The sequence below is a fragment of the Bacillus sp. LB7 genome, from assembly GCF_030449715.1.
Classification (GTDB): Bacteria; Bacillota; Bacilli; order Bacillales; family Bacillaceae; genus Bacillus; species Bacillus paralicheniformis.
Genome location: NZ_JASGCA010000013.1, coordinates 1 through 16775, shown reverse-complemented (window position 1 = coordinate 16775; position 16775 = coordinate 1). Strand labels below are relative to the sequence as shown.

Genomic DNA, 16775 nt, shown 5'->3' with positions numbered 1-16775 from the left:
TTATAGCACAAATTGATTTTCCAAGTGAAATGGCGGCCCCTCATAAAAAAAGAGCAAAGCTCATTCGCCCGCTTTGCTCTACTCTTTAGACTCCTTCACGCCAAAAACCGATTTTCCGGTCGATTTGATCTTATACCACATCCAGTCAAACACCTCGTTGATCTCATGGATCTGACCGGTGACTTGTCCTGCTGAAGCCGTATATTTTTCACCATTAACAATCGTGACATCGCCGTCGACTTTGCCCTCTATAATCAGCTTTCCGTTTTTCACGGTCACATCGCCTTTGACAACTTCGCCTTCAGGTACGATGACCGTGTTGTTTTTCACCACGAGATTGGGCTGGCTGGATACGCTGAAATCCTGATCATTTTTCCAGCTGGAGAAAAAGCTGCCGCCCATCAAAATTGCAAATAAAGCTGCCGCCACTAAAAACGGATGGGCTTTAAGCCACCTATTAATCGATACCGTCCGTTTTTCCTTCGGCAGGTTCGCCAGCACATCAGCTGTAAAGTTCGCCGGAGCTGTAAGATGCGACGTGCTCTGGACAAGAGCGATGGATTTTTCCATTTCATGAAGGTGCTTTTTGCAGCCTTCACATGATTGGAGGTGCTCTTTTAATTGCGATTCATCTTCCGGTAGTATGTCTCCGTCAAGGTATTTATGCATAAGCTGAACAATATGCTCCGGACAGCTCATTTCATCACCCCACTTAAAGATCCCTTAATTGTTTTCTGAGAGCCTCTCTGCCCCTGTGTATCCTCGTTTTCACCGTACCTACGGGAATATTGAGAATTTCACTGATCTCAATGAGTGAGAGCTCATCAATGTACTTTAATACGATGACCGTCCTGTATTTATCGGGAAGCCTTAAGATTTTTTCCTGGATGGTGCTGTGCAGCTCCAAAGAAACCACTTCATCCTCTGGAAGCGCAACATCCGCCGCAACCTGGGAATACATCGTCAGTCCTTCAGTCCCCGCCACCTCTGCATCCAAGTAATAGTCCGGCTTTTTTTTACGGATACGATCGATGGTCAAATTGGTTGCGATTCGATAAAGCCATGTGGAAAATTTCCGGTTGATATCAAAACTGTCGATATTCACGTATGCTCTGATAAACGCTTCCTGCGCAATATCTTCCGCCTCATGCGCATTGCCGAGCATACGGTAGCAAAGCTGATAAATTTTGTCTTTGTAAATATCCACGATGTCTGCAAATGCGTTACGATCGCCTTTTTTCACCTGTTTGATTCTTTTTTTAATCATTGTTTCCATATTTATCTAACCTCTGCCTTCACCGGTCTTTATGTATACGAATTGATTTTTATAAGGTTTCATTAAATTCATAAAAATAGTTTATCAAATTTTTGGCAGGGTGTAGATGCTTTGACAGGGATCATGCGCTTAATATTAGCTTAAAATTATTATACAACCTAAATATTATGAAGTTGAGACTTCTTCGTAAAAAAAAGCAGCCAGAGGCCGCTCTTCAACCGTATTTAAAGCAGCTTTTCGCCAAACAGCGATCCCATTAAGGCGACAGCCGCTTCCGCCGTCCTGTTTTTCTCATCCAATATCGGGTTGACTTCGACAAACTCAGCGGACGTAATCAACTTCGATTCCTCAAGCATTTCCATCGCCAGGTGGCTTTCCCTGTAGCTGATGCCTCCCGCCACCGGGGTGCCGACACCCGGCGCATCGTTCGGATCAAGCGCGTCTAAATCGAGTGACAGATGGACACCGTCCGTTCTGCCGCGCAAATAGTCTATCGTTTCTTCCATCACCCTCGTCATGCCGAGGCGGTCGATTTCATGCATTGTATACACTTTGATCCCTTTGTCGCGAATCAATTCTTTTTCCCCGTCATCAAGTGACCTTGCACCGATGATGACGATGTTCTCCGCTTTAATTTTCGTTTCTTTTCCATAGATGCCTGTCAGCCCTTCATGGCCGATCCCCAGGCTGATGGCGAGCGGCATACCGTGAATATTGCCTGAAGGAGACGTTTCTTTCGTATTTAAATCAGCATGGGCATCATACCAGATCACACCCAGGTTTTGATAATGCTTCACAAGGCCGGCCAGCGTTCCGATCGCAATGCTGTGGTCACCGCCCAGCACGAGCGGAAAAGCACCTGAAGCCACGATCTTATCAACGGTCTCAGCAAGTTTTGCACTCGCTTTTGTAATCGCTTTCAAGTTTCTCAGCTCTTCAGCTGCCGGCTCCCCGCCTTCTTTCTCATCTTCTCTTTGCCCGATCGTCATATCGCCGAGGTCTTCAATATCCTGACAAAGGCTTTCCAACCGTTCATTAACACCGGCACAGCGAATCGCGCTCGGTCCCATATCGACTCCCCGCCTCAGCTGACCGAGATCCATCGGTACGCCGATCATAGAAATCTGCTGTTTTAACATATGATATCCCCCTTTCAGACCTTCATTGTACCTTCCCATTCAGAATTGACTCAACAAGACATTTTTTTGAATAGTTATACAAAAAAGACAAAATAAAAAGGACATCCGAACAGGATGTCCAAAAACTGGGCTAGCTGGATTCGAACCAGCGCATGACGGAGTCAAAGTCCGTTGCCTTACCGCTTGGCTATAGCCCAAAAATGGTGGAGGGGGACGGATTCGAACCGCCGAACCCTGAGGGAGCGGATTTACAGTCCGCCGCGTTTAGCCACTTCGCTACCCCTCCACAAACAGTGCCGGCCAGAGGACTTGAACCCCCAACCTACTGATTACAAGTCAGTTGCTCTACCAATTGAGCTAGACCGGCATGATATGGTATCTTATGCAATTACCGGCACGGTTGTGACAATAACCGATCCGAAAAAAATGGTGGAGGATGACGGGATCGAACCGCCGACCCTCTGCTTGTAAGGCAGATGCTCTCCCAGCTGAGCTAATCCTCCGCAGTACAGGACGTACAAGTGCATGCGTTGCAACAGGACGTTGCGATCTTAGCATGCCTTCCTTGCCTTTAAAAGTACAGGTACACGTTGCAACAGGACGTTGCGCTTTTAGCATGACTTCCTTTAAAAAGCTTCGATGTAAACCTGATGCTTTTTAGCGTGCTGTCCAAAAAAATGGTGACCCGTACGGGATTCGAACCCGTGTTACCGCCGTGAAAGGGCGGTGTCTTAACCACTTGACCAACGGGCCATCAGCGTATTTCAAGCAGCTCTCGTAAAGCTGACAAAAGTTATTATATACAGGTTCCTCCCTATTTGTAAAGGGGTAAATTAAAATTTTTATTTTCAAATTTTTTATTCATAGACACTGAGAAAAACGCGGAAATTTTGTTTAAAATAGAGCTATCTGATGTGCAAGAGAGGGGACACGAAAAATGATACTGGTGAGTTCATGTCTGGCCGGGGTGGAATGCCGCTATAACGGATCGCACAGCTATGTCGGGAAAATCAATAAGCTTGTTGAAGAAAAAAGAGCGGTGATTGCTTGTCCCGAGCTGCTCGGCGGATTTCAAACGCCAAGGGAACCGGCCGAAGTTATAGGCGGGACGGGAGAAGACGTTTTAGACGGCAGGGCGGTGATCAAGACACAATCGGGAAAAGACGTAACAGACCTGTATATAAAAGGGGCTTACCTAACATTGGAGATGGCAAGGCAAATCAAGGCTGATACGATCGTGCTGAAGGAAAACAGCCCGTCTTGCGGCAGCGGCCATATATATGATGGAAGTTTCTCAAGCCAAAAAATAGCCGGCAACGGTGTGACGGCGGCGCTTCTGAAAAAAGAAGGCTTCCGCGTAATTTCCGAACACCAAATAGACGAGCTGTAATACCTGAACATAAGCGCAGTTCATCTGCGCTTTATTTTATTTCGGCAATCCGATGTTTAGAACTTCATTGAAATAAAATTTTAATATTTATCTTTTGTTATTGAAATAATATTCCATCCTTAATATACTGAAAATTAAGAAATATATGCACTTCATATTCAGGAGGAGTTGTCGATGGAAAACAGCCATTTAGGTTCCTTAACGACCGAACGCCGGAATGAAAGATCCAGTCGCATTCACCAGGCAAAGACGATTGATATTTTGAAAATCATCAATGATGAAGACAAAACGGTGGCCGAAGCTGTACAAGACGTCTTACCAGAAGTTAAGACCGCCGTTGACTTTGCCGTCGGGTCGTTAAAGAAAGGGGGACGGATCATCTACATCGGTGCCGGTACAAGCGGGAGGCTCGGCGTACTCGATGCAGCTGAATGCCCGCCGACGTTCAGCATATCTCCCGAGTCGGTCATTGGCATCATTGCAGGAGGAGAAAAAGCTTTGTACAAAGCCGTCGAAGGAGCTGAAGATCACGAGGCATTCGGCAGACGGGATTTAGAAGCCGTTAACCTCTCAAACAATGATACCGTCATCGGAATCGCCGCCAGCGGCCGGACTCCGTACGTTCTCGGCGCTTTAAAGTATGCCAGGGAAACAGGCGCCAAGACCGTCTCACTGACATGCAACGAAAACTCGGCGATCAGCCAGGCGTCAGAACACAGCATAGAAGTGGTCGTCGGCCCTGAAGTTATTGCCGGGTCGACGAGAATGAAAGCCGCAACCGCTCATAAAATGATTTTAAACATGATCTCAACGGCGGCTATGATCAAAATGGGAAAAGTCTATGAAAACCTCATGGTAGACGTAAAAGTAAGCAATGACAAATTAAAGGAGCGGGCGATTCGCATCATCCAAACGGTCACAGATGTTCCAAAAGAAACGGCGGCACTAGCGTTAGAAAAATCCCATAACCAGGTCAAAACCGCCATCCTCATGGTGAAAACAAACGAAGATGCGGCCGCTGTCGAAAAACTGCTGGAGAAATCAGAAGGCGATATCGAAAAGGCGCTATCCATTTATGAACAACAATCTTAAATAAGAAAGGAAGAAACAATGGCTGCAGGAGGATTGGAAATCATTCAAAATATGCTTCACAAATTGCCGCAATCTGAACGAAAACTTGCCGAATACATTTTGAAAAACCCACACGAGGTCGTAAACGGCACCATTCAAGAGGTGAGCTCTTCGGCAAAGACAAGCGGGGCGGCGGCAATACGGCTCTGCAAATCTCTGGGGCTGAAAGGCTTTCAAGATTTAAAAATGAGGGTCGCCGGCGATTTAATGAAACCGTCTGATCAAGGATACCGCGATATCGAACCGCAGGAGCCGCTCCATTCAATCGTTCAAAAAACAACCAGCAATTCGATTCAGGCGATTCGCGATACCTTTGAAAACATTGACCACGAAGATCTTCAAAAAGCGATTCAAATACTGATCAACGCAGAAACGGTTCATTTTTGCGGGATCGGGGCTTCAGGAATCGTCGCACAAGATGCCCAGCAGAAATTTTTGCGCATCAATAAAAAAGCCACCGCTTTTAGTGATATGCATCTTGTCGCGACATTAATCGCCAATGCCGGCGAGAATGACGTTCTGTTTGCCATATCCCATTCAGGAGAGACGCATGAAATCGCCAATGCAGTCAGACTTGCCAAAAAACATGGCATTAAAACCATTGGACTGACGCGGTTTGGACAGTCTGCTGTCTCTTCATTAAGCGATATCGCCCTGTATACGTCATGCTCAAATGAAGCGCCGTTTCGCAGCGCCGCCACCTCCTCTCGTTTAACTCAGCTTTACATGATTGACATTCTGTTTTTAGGCATAGCCGCGGAGCGCTACGAGGACATCATTCAATATATTGATCAAACAAAAGCGGCTATCCACATGATGGGAATGAGCGAATTGTAAATAAGGGGGATATAAAATGAGCGATGAGAAAAAATATGCCGGCCTTGCAAAATTGATTTTACAACACATCGGCGGCCCGTCTAACGTCGCGGATTATACCCATTGTATGACGCGCCTGCGCATCACGCCTGTCAACAGTCAAAAAACCGACATCGGCTCAATCAAAGCGCTTGAAGGCGTGATTGGCGTCGTTGAGGAGGAAACGCTTCAGATTATCCTAGGCACTGGCGTCGTACAGCACGTATCAGACGAGTTCGGGAAGCTGCTTCAATCCGCGGAACACGTTGACTTAAAACAATCCGCAGCCAAACATAAAGCGGAGGTTTCCAAGAAAAACGCGACGCCTTTTAAGTTGTTTCTTCGGCGGATCGCAAGCATTTTTATACCGCTGATCCCCGCTTTGGTTGCCTCAGGCTTGATTACCGGAATCACCAAAGCCGTTATCCAAGCCGGCTGGCTCGCTGAAACATCACAAACCGCCATTATTTTAACGGTAATAGGTTCAGGTTTATTTACGTATTTGGGCATCCTGGTCGGGGTCAATACGGCGAAAGAATTCGGCGGCTCCCCCGCACTCGGCGGATTAGCCGGTATTTTAATCATTAACCCGGCCGTTGGTGATATTTCGCTTTTCGGTGAAGCGCTTTTGCCGGGACGCGGCGGTTTAATTGGCATTTTATTCGCAGCCGCATTTATCGCTTTTCTCGAAAAACGGATCAGGCGCCTTGTACCTCATTCACTCGACATCATCATCACACCTACAATCTCCCTTCTCATCACAGGAATCGTCACTTACGTTGTCTTCATGCCTGTCGGCGGCTTGATATCCGACGCCATTACGTCAGGACTTCTCGCCATCTTAGATCTCGGCGGCATAATCGCCGGCTTTGTACTGGGGGCCACCTTCCTTCCGCTCGTCGTAACCGGACTGCACCAAGGATTGACACCGGTTCATATGGAATTAATCCATTCAATCGGCGATGACCCGCTGCTGCCGATTTTGGCCATGGGGGGCGCAGGTCAAGTAGGCGCCGCTTTTGCGATCTATTTCAAAACGAAAAAAGCAAAGCTCAAAAGAGCGATTGCCGGCGGACTGCCGTCAGGCCTGCTCGGAATCGGTGAACCGCTCATATTCGGTGTGACCCTTCCACTCGGACGTCCGTTTTTAACCGCGTGCCTCGGCGCCGGAGTAGGCGGAGCCTTTCAAGCGTATTTCAAAATCGCGACCGTATCGATAGGCGTATCAGGTCTCCCTTTGTCGTTTTTGGTCCATACCCACCAGGTTCTTTTGTATATTCTCGGTTTGTTTATTTCCTATGCTGCCGGGTTTGCCTTAACATATTTCTTTGGTTTTAAAGACGATATGGCAGTTGAATTTAATTAAACGTTTGTTTAAAATTCCCACTATACATTTTTTGACAGAAAGGAGTGAAGCAAGCTGAAAAAGTTTATGATCAGCGCTGCCGCATCGTCCCTATTGTTGCTGACATGCTTTTTCCCGCTTCCGTCATCAGCACAGACTGCCATTGCGAACGAGACAACAGAGCGGCTGACATATCCCGTATTAACGAAGGCGAAAACGCCTGAAGAAGCCGGTTTTTCTTCGGAAAAGCTTAAAGCTGTGGACCGTCTGATCGAACAGGATGTCAAAGCGGGCTTTCCCGGGGCTGCCCTGATTTTGATAAAAGACGGAAAAATCGTCAAAAAAGAAGCATACGGCTACAAGCTGAAATACGACGGCCTCTCGACGCTCAAACATCCAAAAAAAATGAAAACAAACACGATGTTCGACCTCGCCTCCAATACAAAAATGTATGCCGTCAATTTTGCCTTACAGCATTTAGTGAGCACCGGAAAGCTTGACTTGAACAAAAACATTTCACATTATCTTCCTGATTTCAAAGATCACCCGGAAGACGATGTAAAGGGAAAAAACCGGCTCCGCGTCATTGATTTGCTCCACCATAACGCAGGCTTCCCTGCAAGCTGGAACTATTACGACCCGAAAGCAGCCGGACACCTCTACTCTCAATCACGGAGCAAAACGCTTGAATATCTTGTCAAAACCCCCTTGTCATATGAACCCGGCACAAAACAAATTTACAGCGACATCGACTATATGCTCCTCGGGCTGATCATAGAAAAAGTCACAAACGAGCGTTTAGATACCTTTGTTGAAAATCAATTTTACCGGCCGCTCGGGTTGCGGCATACTTTGTTTAATCCGCTCCAAAAGGGCTTTAAACCATCGCATTTTGCAGCTACGGAACGAATGGGAAACACCAGAGACGGTATCATCTCGTTTCCAAATATCAGAACTTACACGCTTCAAGGGGAAGTCCACGATGAAAAGGCATTCTATTCAATGGAAGGCGTCTCTGGGCATGCCGGCCTGTTTTCCACCGTTGACGACGCAGCAGTGCTCCTTCAAGTCATGCTGAACGGCGGCGGTTACGGGAAACAGCATCTATTCAGCCGTTCGGTCATTTCACAATTTACTGAGCCGTCAAAAACAAATCCCACATATGGACTAGGATGGCGGCTTAACGGCAATACCGATATGGAGTGGATGTTCGGCAAGCACGCCAGCAACAAGGCATACGGCCATACCGGCTGGACGGGAACTGTTACTATTATCGATCCCGTGTATCAAATCGGCATTGTGTTGTTAACCAATAAAAAACACTCTCCTGTCATCGATCCTAAAGAAAACCCGAATCAATTCGAAGGTGATGCATTTGCAACCGGAAAGTACGGCAGCGTCATTACAGCTATTTACGAAGCGTTACATCACCAATAGGAGGCGACCCTTATATGAAAAGATTTCTTCAATGCGCGTTGATTGCATTGCTGTTATCGTCTCTCGCTTTGCAGCCCGCCGCTCGCGAAGCAGAAGCGAAACAGCAGCCGGAACAGCACCTCAAACAAATGGTCAGCAGCATGTCGCTTGAAGAGAAAATCGGACAAATGCTGATGCCTGACTTTAGAAACTGGAAGAAAAAAGGGGAAGCGAACGCCAAAGGATTAACAAAAATGAATGACGAAGTCGCGGGAATTATTGCAAAATACCGGCTCGGCGGCGTTATTCTTTTTGCTGAAAACGTCACAGGCACAGAGCAGACTGTACGGTTAACGGACGGCCTGCAAAAAGCCAGCCCTGACATTCCGCTCTTTATCACGATCGATCAGGAAGGCGGGATTGTCACCAGACTCGAATCAGGCACAAACCTGCCCGGCAATATGGCAGTCGGAGCGTCGAGAAGCAGCAAAAACGCCTTCAGATCAGGAAAAATCATCGGAAAAGAATTATCATCACTGGGCATTAACGTGAACTTCAGTCCTGTACTTGATGTTAACAACAATCCCGGCAACCCCGTCATCGGCGTTCGTTCTTTCAGTTCCAAGCCTGAGCTGACTTCAAAGCTCGGCATCCAGATGATGAAGGGCCTGCAGGACGAGCAAATGATCGCTACAGCAAAGCACTTTCCCGGACACGGCGATACAGCGGTTGACAGTCATTACGGATTGCCGCTTGTTCCGCATGATGAAAAAAGGCTGAGAAGTGTTGAACTTGCGCCATTTCAAAAAGCGATCGATGCCGGGATTGACATGATCATGACAGCGCATGTCCAGTTCCCCGCCTTTGACAATACAACCTATAAAAGTAAAAAAGACGGCGAGGACATCATGGTGCCTGCAACACTTTCCAAAAAAGTCATGACAGACCTTCTCCGCAAAGACCTCGGCTTTAAGGGCGTTGTCGTAACAGACGCTTTAAATATGAAAGCCATTTCTGATAATTTCGGACAGGAAGAAGCCGTCGTCATGGCTGTTAAAGCAGGAGTCGACATCGCCCTCATGCCCGCGCAAGTCACATCGCTTGAGACCGAAAAAAATCTGGCGCGTGTGTTCGAAGCTCTTCTGACAGCCGTTAAAAAAGGTGAGATCCCTATCGAACAGATCGATCAGTCGGTGGAGCGAATCCTTCAATTAAAAATAAACCGTGGTATCATCGATCACACCGGCTCCGAACCGCTTCAGAAAAAAATCAAATACGCCTTGAAAACGGTCGGCAGCAACAAACACGTGAAATCCGAAAGGAAAATGGCAAGAGAAAGCGTCACCATCCTTAAAAACGACAAAAGCACCTTGCCATTCAAACCGAAAAAAGGAGACACCGTCCTCATTCTCGCCCCATACGAAGAGCAAACAGCAGCAATCGCCAAAACCATCAGCAAAATAAAGAAAAACATTAAGGTGGTCGAATATCGATTTGCAGAAAAAACGTTTGATGAAGAGATTCAAAAGAAAATTGACGAAGCCGATTATGTCATCACAGGATCATACGTCATCAAAAACGATCCTGTTGTGAATGACGGTGTCATTGATGACAGCATTCAAGACTCAAGCAAGTGGGCAACTGCTTTTCCGCGCGCCGCCATGAAATACGCTCAGGCAAACGGGAAAAAATTTGTCTTAATGAGCTTGCGAAACCCTTATGACACGGCAAATTTTGAAGAAGCTTCTGCCGTGATCGCAGTATACGGCTTTAAAGGCTATGTAAACGGGCGCTTCAGGCAGCCGAATATCCCGGCCGGAGTGGAAGTTATCTTCGGAAAGGCAAAGCCTAAAGGAACATTGCCCGTAGACATTCCTTCGGTCACACGCCCCGGAGAAACCCTTTACCCGTTCGGCTACGGGTTGAATATTAAAAACGGCAAGCCGCTTCACAAAGGAGGGTCATGATGAGAAAAAAAGCGATCTGGCTGCTTGCGGGAATGTTTGTCTTCAGTACATTAACCGCAGCAGCGGCCTTTCCGGACAAAGAAAAGAGGGCAAAGGTCTCACCGGGTATTGAAGTGATCATGAAAAAGAAAAGCATATTAAAAGGAAAAAGGGTCGGTCTCATCACAAATCCAACCGGTGTCAATTCAGCATTAATAAGCAGCATCGATTTGCTTCACCAAGCCCCCGGTATTGAGCTGACCGCTCTCTATGGACCAGAGCACGGTGTAAGGGGAGACGCTCAAGCCGGCGATAAGGTTGACTCTTATATTGATGAAAAAACCGGTCTCCCCGTCTACAGCCTTTACGGAGATACGAGAAAACCGACACCGGAGATGTTGAAAAACGTTGACGTCCTGCTATTTGACATCCAGGATGTCGGAACTCGGTTTTACACTTACATTTACACAATGGCATATGCGATGGAGGCGGCAAAAGAAAACGGCATTCCATTCATAGTTCTTGACCGGCCAAACCCGCAAAACGGCTTAAAAATTGAAGGACCTGTCCTTGATCCGAATTATTCTTCATTTGTCGGAATGTATCCCATTCCTTTAAAGCACGGAATGACCGCAGGAGAACTGGCAAAGCTGTTTAATGATGAATTTAACATCGGCGCCGATTTAACCGTCATTAAGATGAAAGGCTGGAAGCGGCAGATGTTCTTTGAAGACACTGGTCTTCCTTTCGTCCTGCCGTCCCCGAACATGCCGACGCCGGATACGGGCATCGTCTACCCGGGCACAGGTTTAATTGAAGGAACCAATATGTCTGAAGGAAGGGGCACGACAAAGCCATTTGAATTAATTGGTGCGCCCTACATGAAAAGTACGGAGCTCGCTGAAAAATTAAACGGTCTGAAGCTTCCTGGCGTCCGATTCAGAGCCGCCTCGTTCACTCCGACATTTTCAAAGCATCAAAATAAACTGTGCCACGGGGTAGAACTTTACGTGACAAACAGGTCCGCTTTTAAGCCTGTAAATACCGGTATCGCGATCATCAAAACCGTCCATGACCTCTACCCGGACGACTTTGAGTTCCTCCCTTCAGGTAATTTCAACCGTCTGATCGGGAATGGATGGGTCAAAGCTATGATTGAACAAGGCGCTTCAATTGATGAAATCGTCAATAAATACGAAGCAGATCAAAAACGGTTTATGAATATCAGAAAGAAGTATTTGCTTTATTAGGAAGAGCGGGATCCGCTCTTCTTTATTTTTTTAGACTGTTCAATGATTCTCATCTCATGTAAGATATGTAAAACTGCCTTTAGGGCGGGAAGGTCATTTTAAAGGGGAGAGACATCAGATGGAATTTTACCTTGTGGATGTGTTTGCAGAAACAAAATATACAGGAAACCAGCTCGCTGTTTTTAAAACAGAAAAAAACCTATCAAGTGATGAAATGCAAAAAATAGCCAGGGAAATCAATTTTTCCGAGACAACATTTATATTAGGGAAACAGGAAAACAGCGGATATGATGTCCGAATCTTCACCCCGGAAAAAGAAATTCCTTTTGCAGGACATCCAACGCTGGGCACAGCGTTTATCATAAAGAATGAAATCGAAACTGAACCATCTTCAAGCGTCATTTTAAATGTTCGAGCAGGTGCAATACCGGTGACGTTTGACAAAGGTGAAGATCAGATCATTTGGATGAAGCAAAATCCGCCTGTATTTAATCGAACTTTTAATAAAGAAATGATGGCAGAAGTACTCGGAATCGACACATGCGATATGGATTCGAATTTCCCAATACAAGAGGTTTCCACAGGTCTGCCAGCAGTTATCATCCCGTTAAATTCACTAAGTGCAGTTAAAAAATGCAAAATCCACAAGGATCTGTTTGAAGCTTTTATGAAAGAAACAGAAGCCAGTCTGCTCGTTTTTTCTACGGAAACCTATCATGAACAAAATCACATCAATACACGAGTTTTTTGCGACTGTCTCAGCGTTCCCGAAGATCCGGCAACAGGCAGCGCAATCGGGGATCTCGCAGGATATTTACTGCATCACGGTTATTTTAATCAAAATGAGCTCAGCATAAGGGTTGAACAAGGGTTTGAAATAAACCGGCCTTCCCTCCTTTTTATTGAAGCGCACACAACGGAAAACAGCACAGAGATTCACGTCGGGGGCAACGTCCACCTGATCGCAAAAGGAACTTGGCGAACTTGAACACAACGCGGGAAAGCGGTTTTTAAATATTAAAAAGAAGCAACCGCTGACGGCCTGCGAAAAGCGGCGACTAACCAAATCACATTCACGATCGCTAACAGAATGCAATGGCCTGCGACGCCCAATAAAGCAGAAGCATATCCGCCAAAAGCGCCAATCAACATGACCACTGGAATCATGGTCAGCATGATGATTAATCCAATTACGCAAAGAACAGCCATTACAAACTTCATCGCATCAAACCCGGCCATATAAACAGCGAGGGGCAGGATATAAAAGAGTAAAACGGTTCCGATAGCCGCCCACATCCCCAAAGTGCCAAACTCATTAGCATGAGGGCCTGAATGAGCGAGCGGAGAAAGAGAAGCTGTCACTAATAAAGAACAAAACAAAAATGCGGAAATTAAAGTCCAAATCATCACACTTACTCTATTGGTTTTCATTGTTTTTCACTCCTGTAAGGTTTAAGTCTGCCAACTATGAGGGCAGACCCGTTTTTTTGTCCAAATGATACGTTTTTTTCAGCTCGCTTCTTGCAAGCAAATGCCCAAATAGCGCAGCCAGGATCTGCTGAAACAGCATGCCGATGACAACAGGAACCGCCACTTGCGGCGGAAAAAACCCGGTGGCCAACACAGCACCCGCGCTAATATTCCGCATTCCTCCGGTAAAAATTAAAGCCACGATTTCCTCCTGGGGCCGTTTCATCAGCCGACCGATCAGCCAAGCTGTCAGGTAGCCTGTAAATGCCACCAAAAAAACCGTAACGGCTATCGTTAAAAACTTTAAATCGACGTTTTTCAGGTAAGGAGCGACCACTGAGCTGTTAATCGCCACCACGGCGCCTAACCCGATTTTCGAAAATGGAGCGCAATTCGCGCTTAAACGCGCTGTCCGCTCCGGTATTGAAAATTGATTGACGAGCATTCCTAATAAAGAAGGAATCACAATCATTCCGACTAAACCTTTCATCATACCGATCACATCCATTTCAACATGCGCTCCGGCCAGAATGGAAAGACTGAACGGAACGATGAAAGGCGAAAGAATCGTGTCCACTAAAATAATCGATAGAGTTAAGCCGATGTTTCCTTTATACATGGCAGCCCAAATCATACTCGTAATCCCCGTCGGGATGACAACACCGAGGGTAAGACCCGTAATCGTCAATGAATCTCCGCTAAACACAAGATGCCCCGTGCTCCATGCCAGAACAGGCATAAATAAGTGTAAAACAAATAAAGCGAGAAGCATCGGCAAGGGATGAACCATCGCTGTTTTCAGCGACTGAAAATTTGCCCCAAGGCTGCCGGCAAACGTCATAAATGCAAAAATCCACGGCACAAGACCCGCCAGCCCATTTAAGTAATCCGCAAGCAACACCCCGCTGACAACACTTAAAGGCGTCAGTAAAGGCATAATCTTACCAAGTGTTTTATTGATCGTCTGAAGCATAGATGTAAAACGCCCGCTCTCTTTAAATCGAATTTACATTCATTATAACAAAAGATGGAATATCAAAACAGGAAGGGAATACAGAAGAAGACAGCAAGATGAAGAAGCAGCTTTTAGGCATAATGAGCTGAGCTTTTTTTATAGGGGAACACGGTTAAAATGGCCTCCATCTTAAATATTCTGATCTGCTGTTTTTGGAAGCAAAATGCTTTTACATAACCGTTTTTAATTTCTTTCACGAGAATCGCCCGTTTAGAAAAACTGCTTTCTTTCATGTAAATGATTTCTACCGGAAAACCGTCTTCCATTGAACGATACAACAGCTTATTCATCGTCTCACCTCTCATCTTTATTTTATACGAACGTTTGTTCTTGATCAAGTCTAAACGAAATGTAAATTTTGGCATTTTCCGAGTCCATGTATGAAAATATTAGCATTTTGAAGAAACTTTTTAAGGGGTTATTGCGTCAGTAAATACGTCACATATAAAAGAAGGAGTACCCGCCATGGCAAGAACATACAGAACGCGAATAAAGAAAAGAAAAAAGCAGAAAACAAAAAGAAGGCTCATCATATTTTCCTTTCTGCTTGTTTGTGGATTAATTTATCTTGCACTTCCAAGCGGTATGCGAGATCACCAAGAAAACCAACTGCAGGCAACTGAAAAAAAAGAACAGCCTGAAGTAAAGAAGAAGACAAATCAAAGTGAAACAAAAAAGAACCCTGTCATCACAAAAAATGATAATGCTCAATTGGATCAATATTTAAAAAGCATTGGATTCAGCGGCACAGCATTAATTGTAGAAGATGGAAAAGTTGTGACAAGCAAAGGGTATTTATATGCAAACCGCGAGGAAATGATCCCCAATACACCGGACACCGTCTTTTATGTAGGGTCATCACAAAAAGCAATTATTGCAACGGCAATTTTACAGCTTGAGGAAAAAGGATTGCTATCAGTAAATGACCCTGTTTCTAAGTATCTTCCTGACTTTCCAAACGGTTCAAAGATCACCCTTTATCATTTCTTGACACATACATCAGGGATTAGGGGACACAAAGAAGGTCACGGATATATTTCGCCGGAAGATTTAATTAAAGATATCGAAAAACGGGGCGTAAAATACCCAACTGGGAAATGGGATTATAGAGACTCCAATTACTCGGTTCTGGCATACATTGTTTCCATGGTAAGCGGTGAACCAGTCGACCAATACATCAAAAAGCATGTTTTTAAACCTGCGGGTATGAAACACGCAGGCTTTTATAAAACATTTGCTAAAGAGTCAAATCCGTCGACAGGGTATAAATTAAACCCGCAAAAAGAGCTTTATACGCCTGACATGCCGAATTTATCACAGCTTTACGGGGCCGGTGATATTTATATGACCGCTTATGATATGTATCTGTTTGATAAGGCGCTTTACGAAAGAAAAATCATTTCCAATGAAAGTTTTATGAAAATGTTTACGCCGAACAAAGCAACATACGGCATGGGATTTTATGTGTCACCGGGAAGCTATTCTAGTCACGGTGTCATGCCCGGCTACAACATATTAAACAGCTTCAGTCTGACAGGAAGCAGATACGTCATTCTATTTTCAAACATCCAAAACAACATTAAGTCTTTTGGCAGTGTGAATAATCGAATCTTCTCTATTTTAAATGGATTTTAAACATGTTCAAACAAGCTCTCTGACTCGGATGACAGAGGGCTTGTTTGAATAACAGAGAAAGTTTTTACAGCTAAAAGGGATCTTAATTATCAATGTAGAAGATAGATGATAAATGAATTTTCAATATAAAGGAAGGTCGTCATGTCATTATTAACGTTTAGCAAAATCTTGACCATTATAGGCGTTGCAGCATTATTTATATGGACTTTTAAAGACTCAAAACAGCATGAACCTGATACGTTAAAGTACGGGAGTTATATGTTGTCTCTTCTTGTCTTTGAAGTCACACTGAACGTTTTATGGGGATAAAAATAAAAGCAGGCATTTAGCCTGCTTTTATACATTCAATAAGTCTGAAGCAAAATATTGCAAAAACAAAAAAAGCTTTCTCCACCTTAGGAGAAACCTTGTCATATCAACGTATTCACTTAAGCTTCCAAGCGGGCTCGAACCGCTGACCTCTTCCTTACCATGGAAGTGCTCTACCTGCTGAGCTATGGAAGCATTGGCTCCGCAGGCAGGATTCGAACCTGCGACCGATCGGTTAACAGCCGATAGCTCTACCACTGAGCTACTGCGGAATAAAATAAGCTTCAATTCATGCAGGGTAAAGATATATAAACAGCTTGGCGGCGTCCTACTCTCACAGGGGGAAGCCCCCAACTACCATCGGCGCTGAAGAGCTTAACTTCCGTGTTCGGCATGGGAACGGGTGTGACCTCTTCGCTATCGCCACCAAACTATGCCTTCAGGACGAAGGTACTGGGCGTTCCTCACAGGATGTGAGGGGCTTTAGCCGAGTGTCCTTGCCTTTGGCTTTCTGAGAGGTGTTCTCTCAAAACTAGATAACGGTCAGACATTTCACAAACATTTAGGTTAAGTCCTCGATCGATTAGTATCTGTCAGC

15 protein-coding genes, 7 tRNA genes and 1 rRNA gene are annotated in these 16775 nt (G+C 45.3%); 9 read left to right on the top strand and 14 right to left on the bottom strand.

The features are described from left to right. Positions 1-78: 78 nt before the first annotated feature. From rsiW to QMZ64_RS16300, 8 genes are all read right to left on the bottom strand, one after another. Positions 79-699 (bottom strand): anti-sigma-W factor RsiW, encoded by a 621-nt coding sequence (gene rsiW / locus QMZ64_RS16335; RefSeq protein WP_165425851.1) that lies wholly within the window; start codon positions 697-699, stop codon positions 79-81. A gap of 13 nt (positions 700-712) precedes the next feature. Beyond that, positions 713-1276, bottom strand: coding sequence for an RNA polymerase sigma factor SigW (gene sigW, locus QMZ64_RS16330; RefSeq protein ID WP_003178438.1), 564 nt, complete (start codon positions 1274-1276; stop codon positions 713-715). A gap of 224 nt (positions 1277-1500) precedes the next feature. Beyond that, complete coding sequence (gene rocF / locus QMZ64_RS16325; protein ID WP_020449919.1) at positions 1501-2415, bottom strand: arginase; 915 nt, start codon at positions 2413-2415, stop codon at positions 1501-1503. Positions 2416-2540: 125 nt separating this feature from the next. After that, positions 2541-2612 (bottom strand) — tRNA-Gln (locus QMZ64_RS16320). Positions 2613-2616: 4 nt separating this feature from the next. Further along, positions 2617-2701: transfer RNA gene (locus tag QMZ64_RS16315), tRNA-Tyr, on the bottom strand. A gap of 8 nt (positions 2702-2709) precedes the next feature. Beyond that, positions 2710-2782, bottom strand: a tRNA-Thr gene (locus QMZ64_RS16310). A 60-nt stretch (positions 2783-2842) separates the two neighbouring features. Beyond that, a tRNA-Val gene (locus tag QMZ64_RS16305) sits at positions 2843-2918 on the bottom strand. 175 nt (positions 2919-3093) lie between these two features. Then, a tRNA-Glu gene (locus QMZ64_RS16300) sits at positions 3094-3168 on the bottom strand. Positions 3169-3352: 184 nt separating this feature from the next. Here QMZ64_RS16300 and QMZ64_RS16295 point away from each other — a divergent pair. The 8 genes from QMZ64_RS16295 to QMZ64_RS16260 all read left to right on the top strand — a co-directional run bounded on the left by QMZ64_RS16295 (position 3353) and on the right by QMZ64_RS16260 (position 12736). Next, positions 3353-3805, top strand: a complete 453-nt coding sequence (locus tag QMZ64_RS16295; RefSeq protein WP_265625020.1) for a 2-thiouracil desulfurase family protein — start codon at positions 3353-3355, stop codon at positions 3803-3805. 174 nt (positions 3806-3979) lie between these two features. Beyond that, complete coding sequence (gene murQ / locus QMZ64_RS16290) at positions 3980-4897, top strand: N-acetylmuramic acid 6-phosphate etherase (RefSeq protein ID WP_265625021.1); 918 nt, start codon at positions 3980-3982, stop codon at positions 4895-4897. Between the two features lie 18 nt (positions 4898-4915). Continuing rightward, positions 4916-5773 (top strand): MurR/RpiR family transcriptional regulator, encoded by an 858-nt coding sequence (locus tag QMZ64_RS16285; RefSeq protein ID WP_265625022.1) that lies wholly within the window; start codon positions 4916-4918, stop codon positions 5771-5773. Positions 5774-5789: 16 nt separating this feature from the next. Next, entirely contained in the window at positions 5790-7157 is a 1368-nt protein-coding gene (locus tag QMZ64_RS16280; RefSeq protein ID WP_265625024.1) for a PTS transporter subunit EIIC, read from the top strand. Between the two features lie 66 nt (positions 7158-7223). After that, positions 7224-8573 (top strand): penicillin binding protein PBP4B, encoded by a 1350-nt coding sequence (pbp4b, locus tag QMZ64_RS16275; protein WP_265625025.1) that lies wholly within the window; start codon positions 7224-7226, stop codon positions 8571-8573. A gap of 14 nt (positions 8574-8587) precedes the next feature. Continuing rightward, complete coding sequence (locus tag QMZ64_RS16270) at positions 8588-10519, top strand: glycoside hydrolase family 3 protein (protein WP_265625027.1); 1932 nt, start codon at positions 8588-8590, stop codon at positions 10517-10519. Beyond that, on the top strand, positions 10519-11748 hold the full coding sequence (locus QMZ64_RS16265) for an exo-beta-N-acetylmuramidase NamZ family protein (protein WP_301441485.1): 1230 nt from the start codon (positions 10519-10521) through the stop codon (positions 11746-11748). Before QMZ64_RS16270 ends, QMZ64_RS16265 begins: the two co-directional genes overlap by 1 nt. Positions 11749-11866: 118 nt before the next feature. Next, on the top strand, positions 11867-12736 hold the full coding sequence (locus QMZ64_RS16260) for a PhzF family phenazine biosynthesis protein (RefSeq protein WP_301441465.1): 870 nt from the start codon (positions 11867-11869) through the stop codon (positions 12734-12736). Positions 12737-12765: 29 nt separating this feature from the next. On the opposite strand, the gene QMZ64_RS16255 is transcribed toward QMZ64_RS16260, so the two are convergent. From QMZ64_RS16255 to QMZ64_RS16245, 3 genes are all read right to left on the bottom strand, one after another. Next, entirely contained in the window at positions 12766-13179 is a 414-nt protein-coding gene (locus QMZ64_RS16255; RefSeq protein WP_265625030.1) for a DUF5391 family protein, read from the bottom strand. A gap of 34 nt (positions 13180-13213) precedes the next feature. Further along, positions 13214-14155, bottom strand: coding sequence for a bile acid:sodium symporter family protein (locus QMZ64_RS16250; protein ID WP_265627872.1), 942 nt, complete (start codon positions 14153-14155; stop codon positions 13214-13216). A gap of 149 nt (positions 14156-14304) precedes the next feature. After that, positions 14305-14523 (bottom strand): hypothetical protein, encoded by a 219-nt coding sequence (locus QMZ64_RS16245; protein ID WP_265625031.1) that lies wholly within the window; start codon positions 14521-14523, stop codon positions 14305-14307. Positions 14524-14698: 175 nt separating this feature from the next. Between QMZ64_RS16245 and QMZ64_RS16240 the strand changes: the two genes are divergently transcribed. Then, the gene (locus QMZ64_RS16240) at positions 14699-15868 is read left to right on the top strand and encodes a serine hydrolase domain-containing protein (RefSeq protein ID WP_265625032.1); all 1170 of its coding nucleotides are present in this window, start codon (positions 14699-14701) and stop codon (positions 15866-15868) included. 431 nt (positions 15869-16299) lie between these two features. Here QMZ64_RS16240 and QMZ64_RS16235 read toward each other — a convergent pair. The 3 genes from QMZ64_RS16235 to rrf form a co-directional block, all read right to left on the bottom strand. Beyond that, positions 16300-16372 (bottom strand) — tRNA-Thr (locus tag QMZ64_RS16235). Positions 16373-16374: 2 nt separating this feature from the next. Next, a tRNA-Asn gene (locus tag QMZ64_RS16230) sits at positions 16375-16449 on the bottom strand. A gap of 43 nt (positions 16450-16492) precedes the next feature. Next, positions 16493-16608: ribosomal RNA gene (gene rrf, locus QMZ64_RS16225) — 5S ribosomal RNA — on the bottom strand. Between the last annotated feature and the right edge of the window lie 167 nt (positions 16609-16775).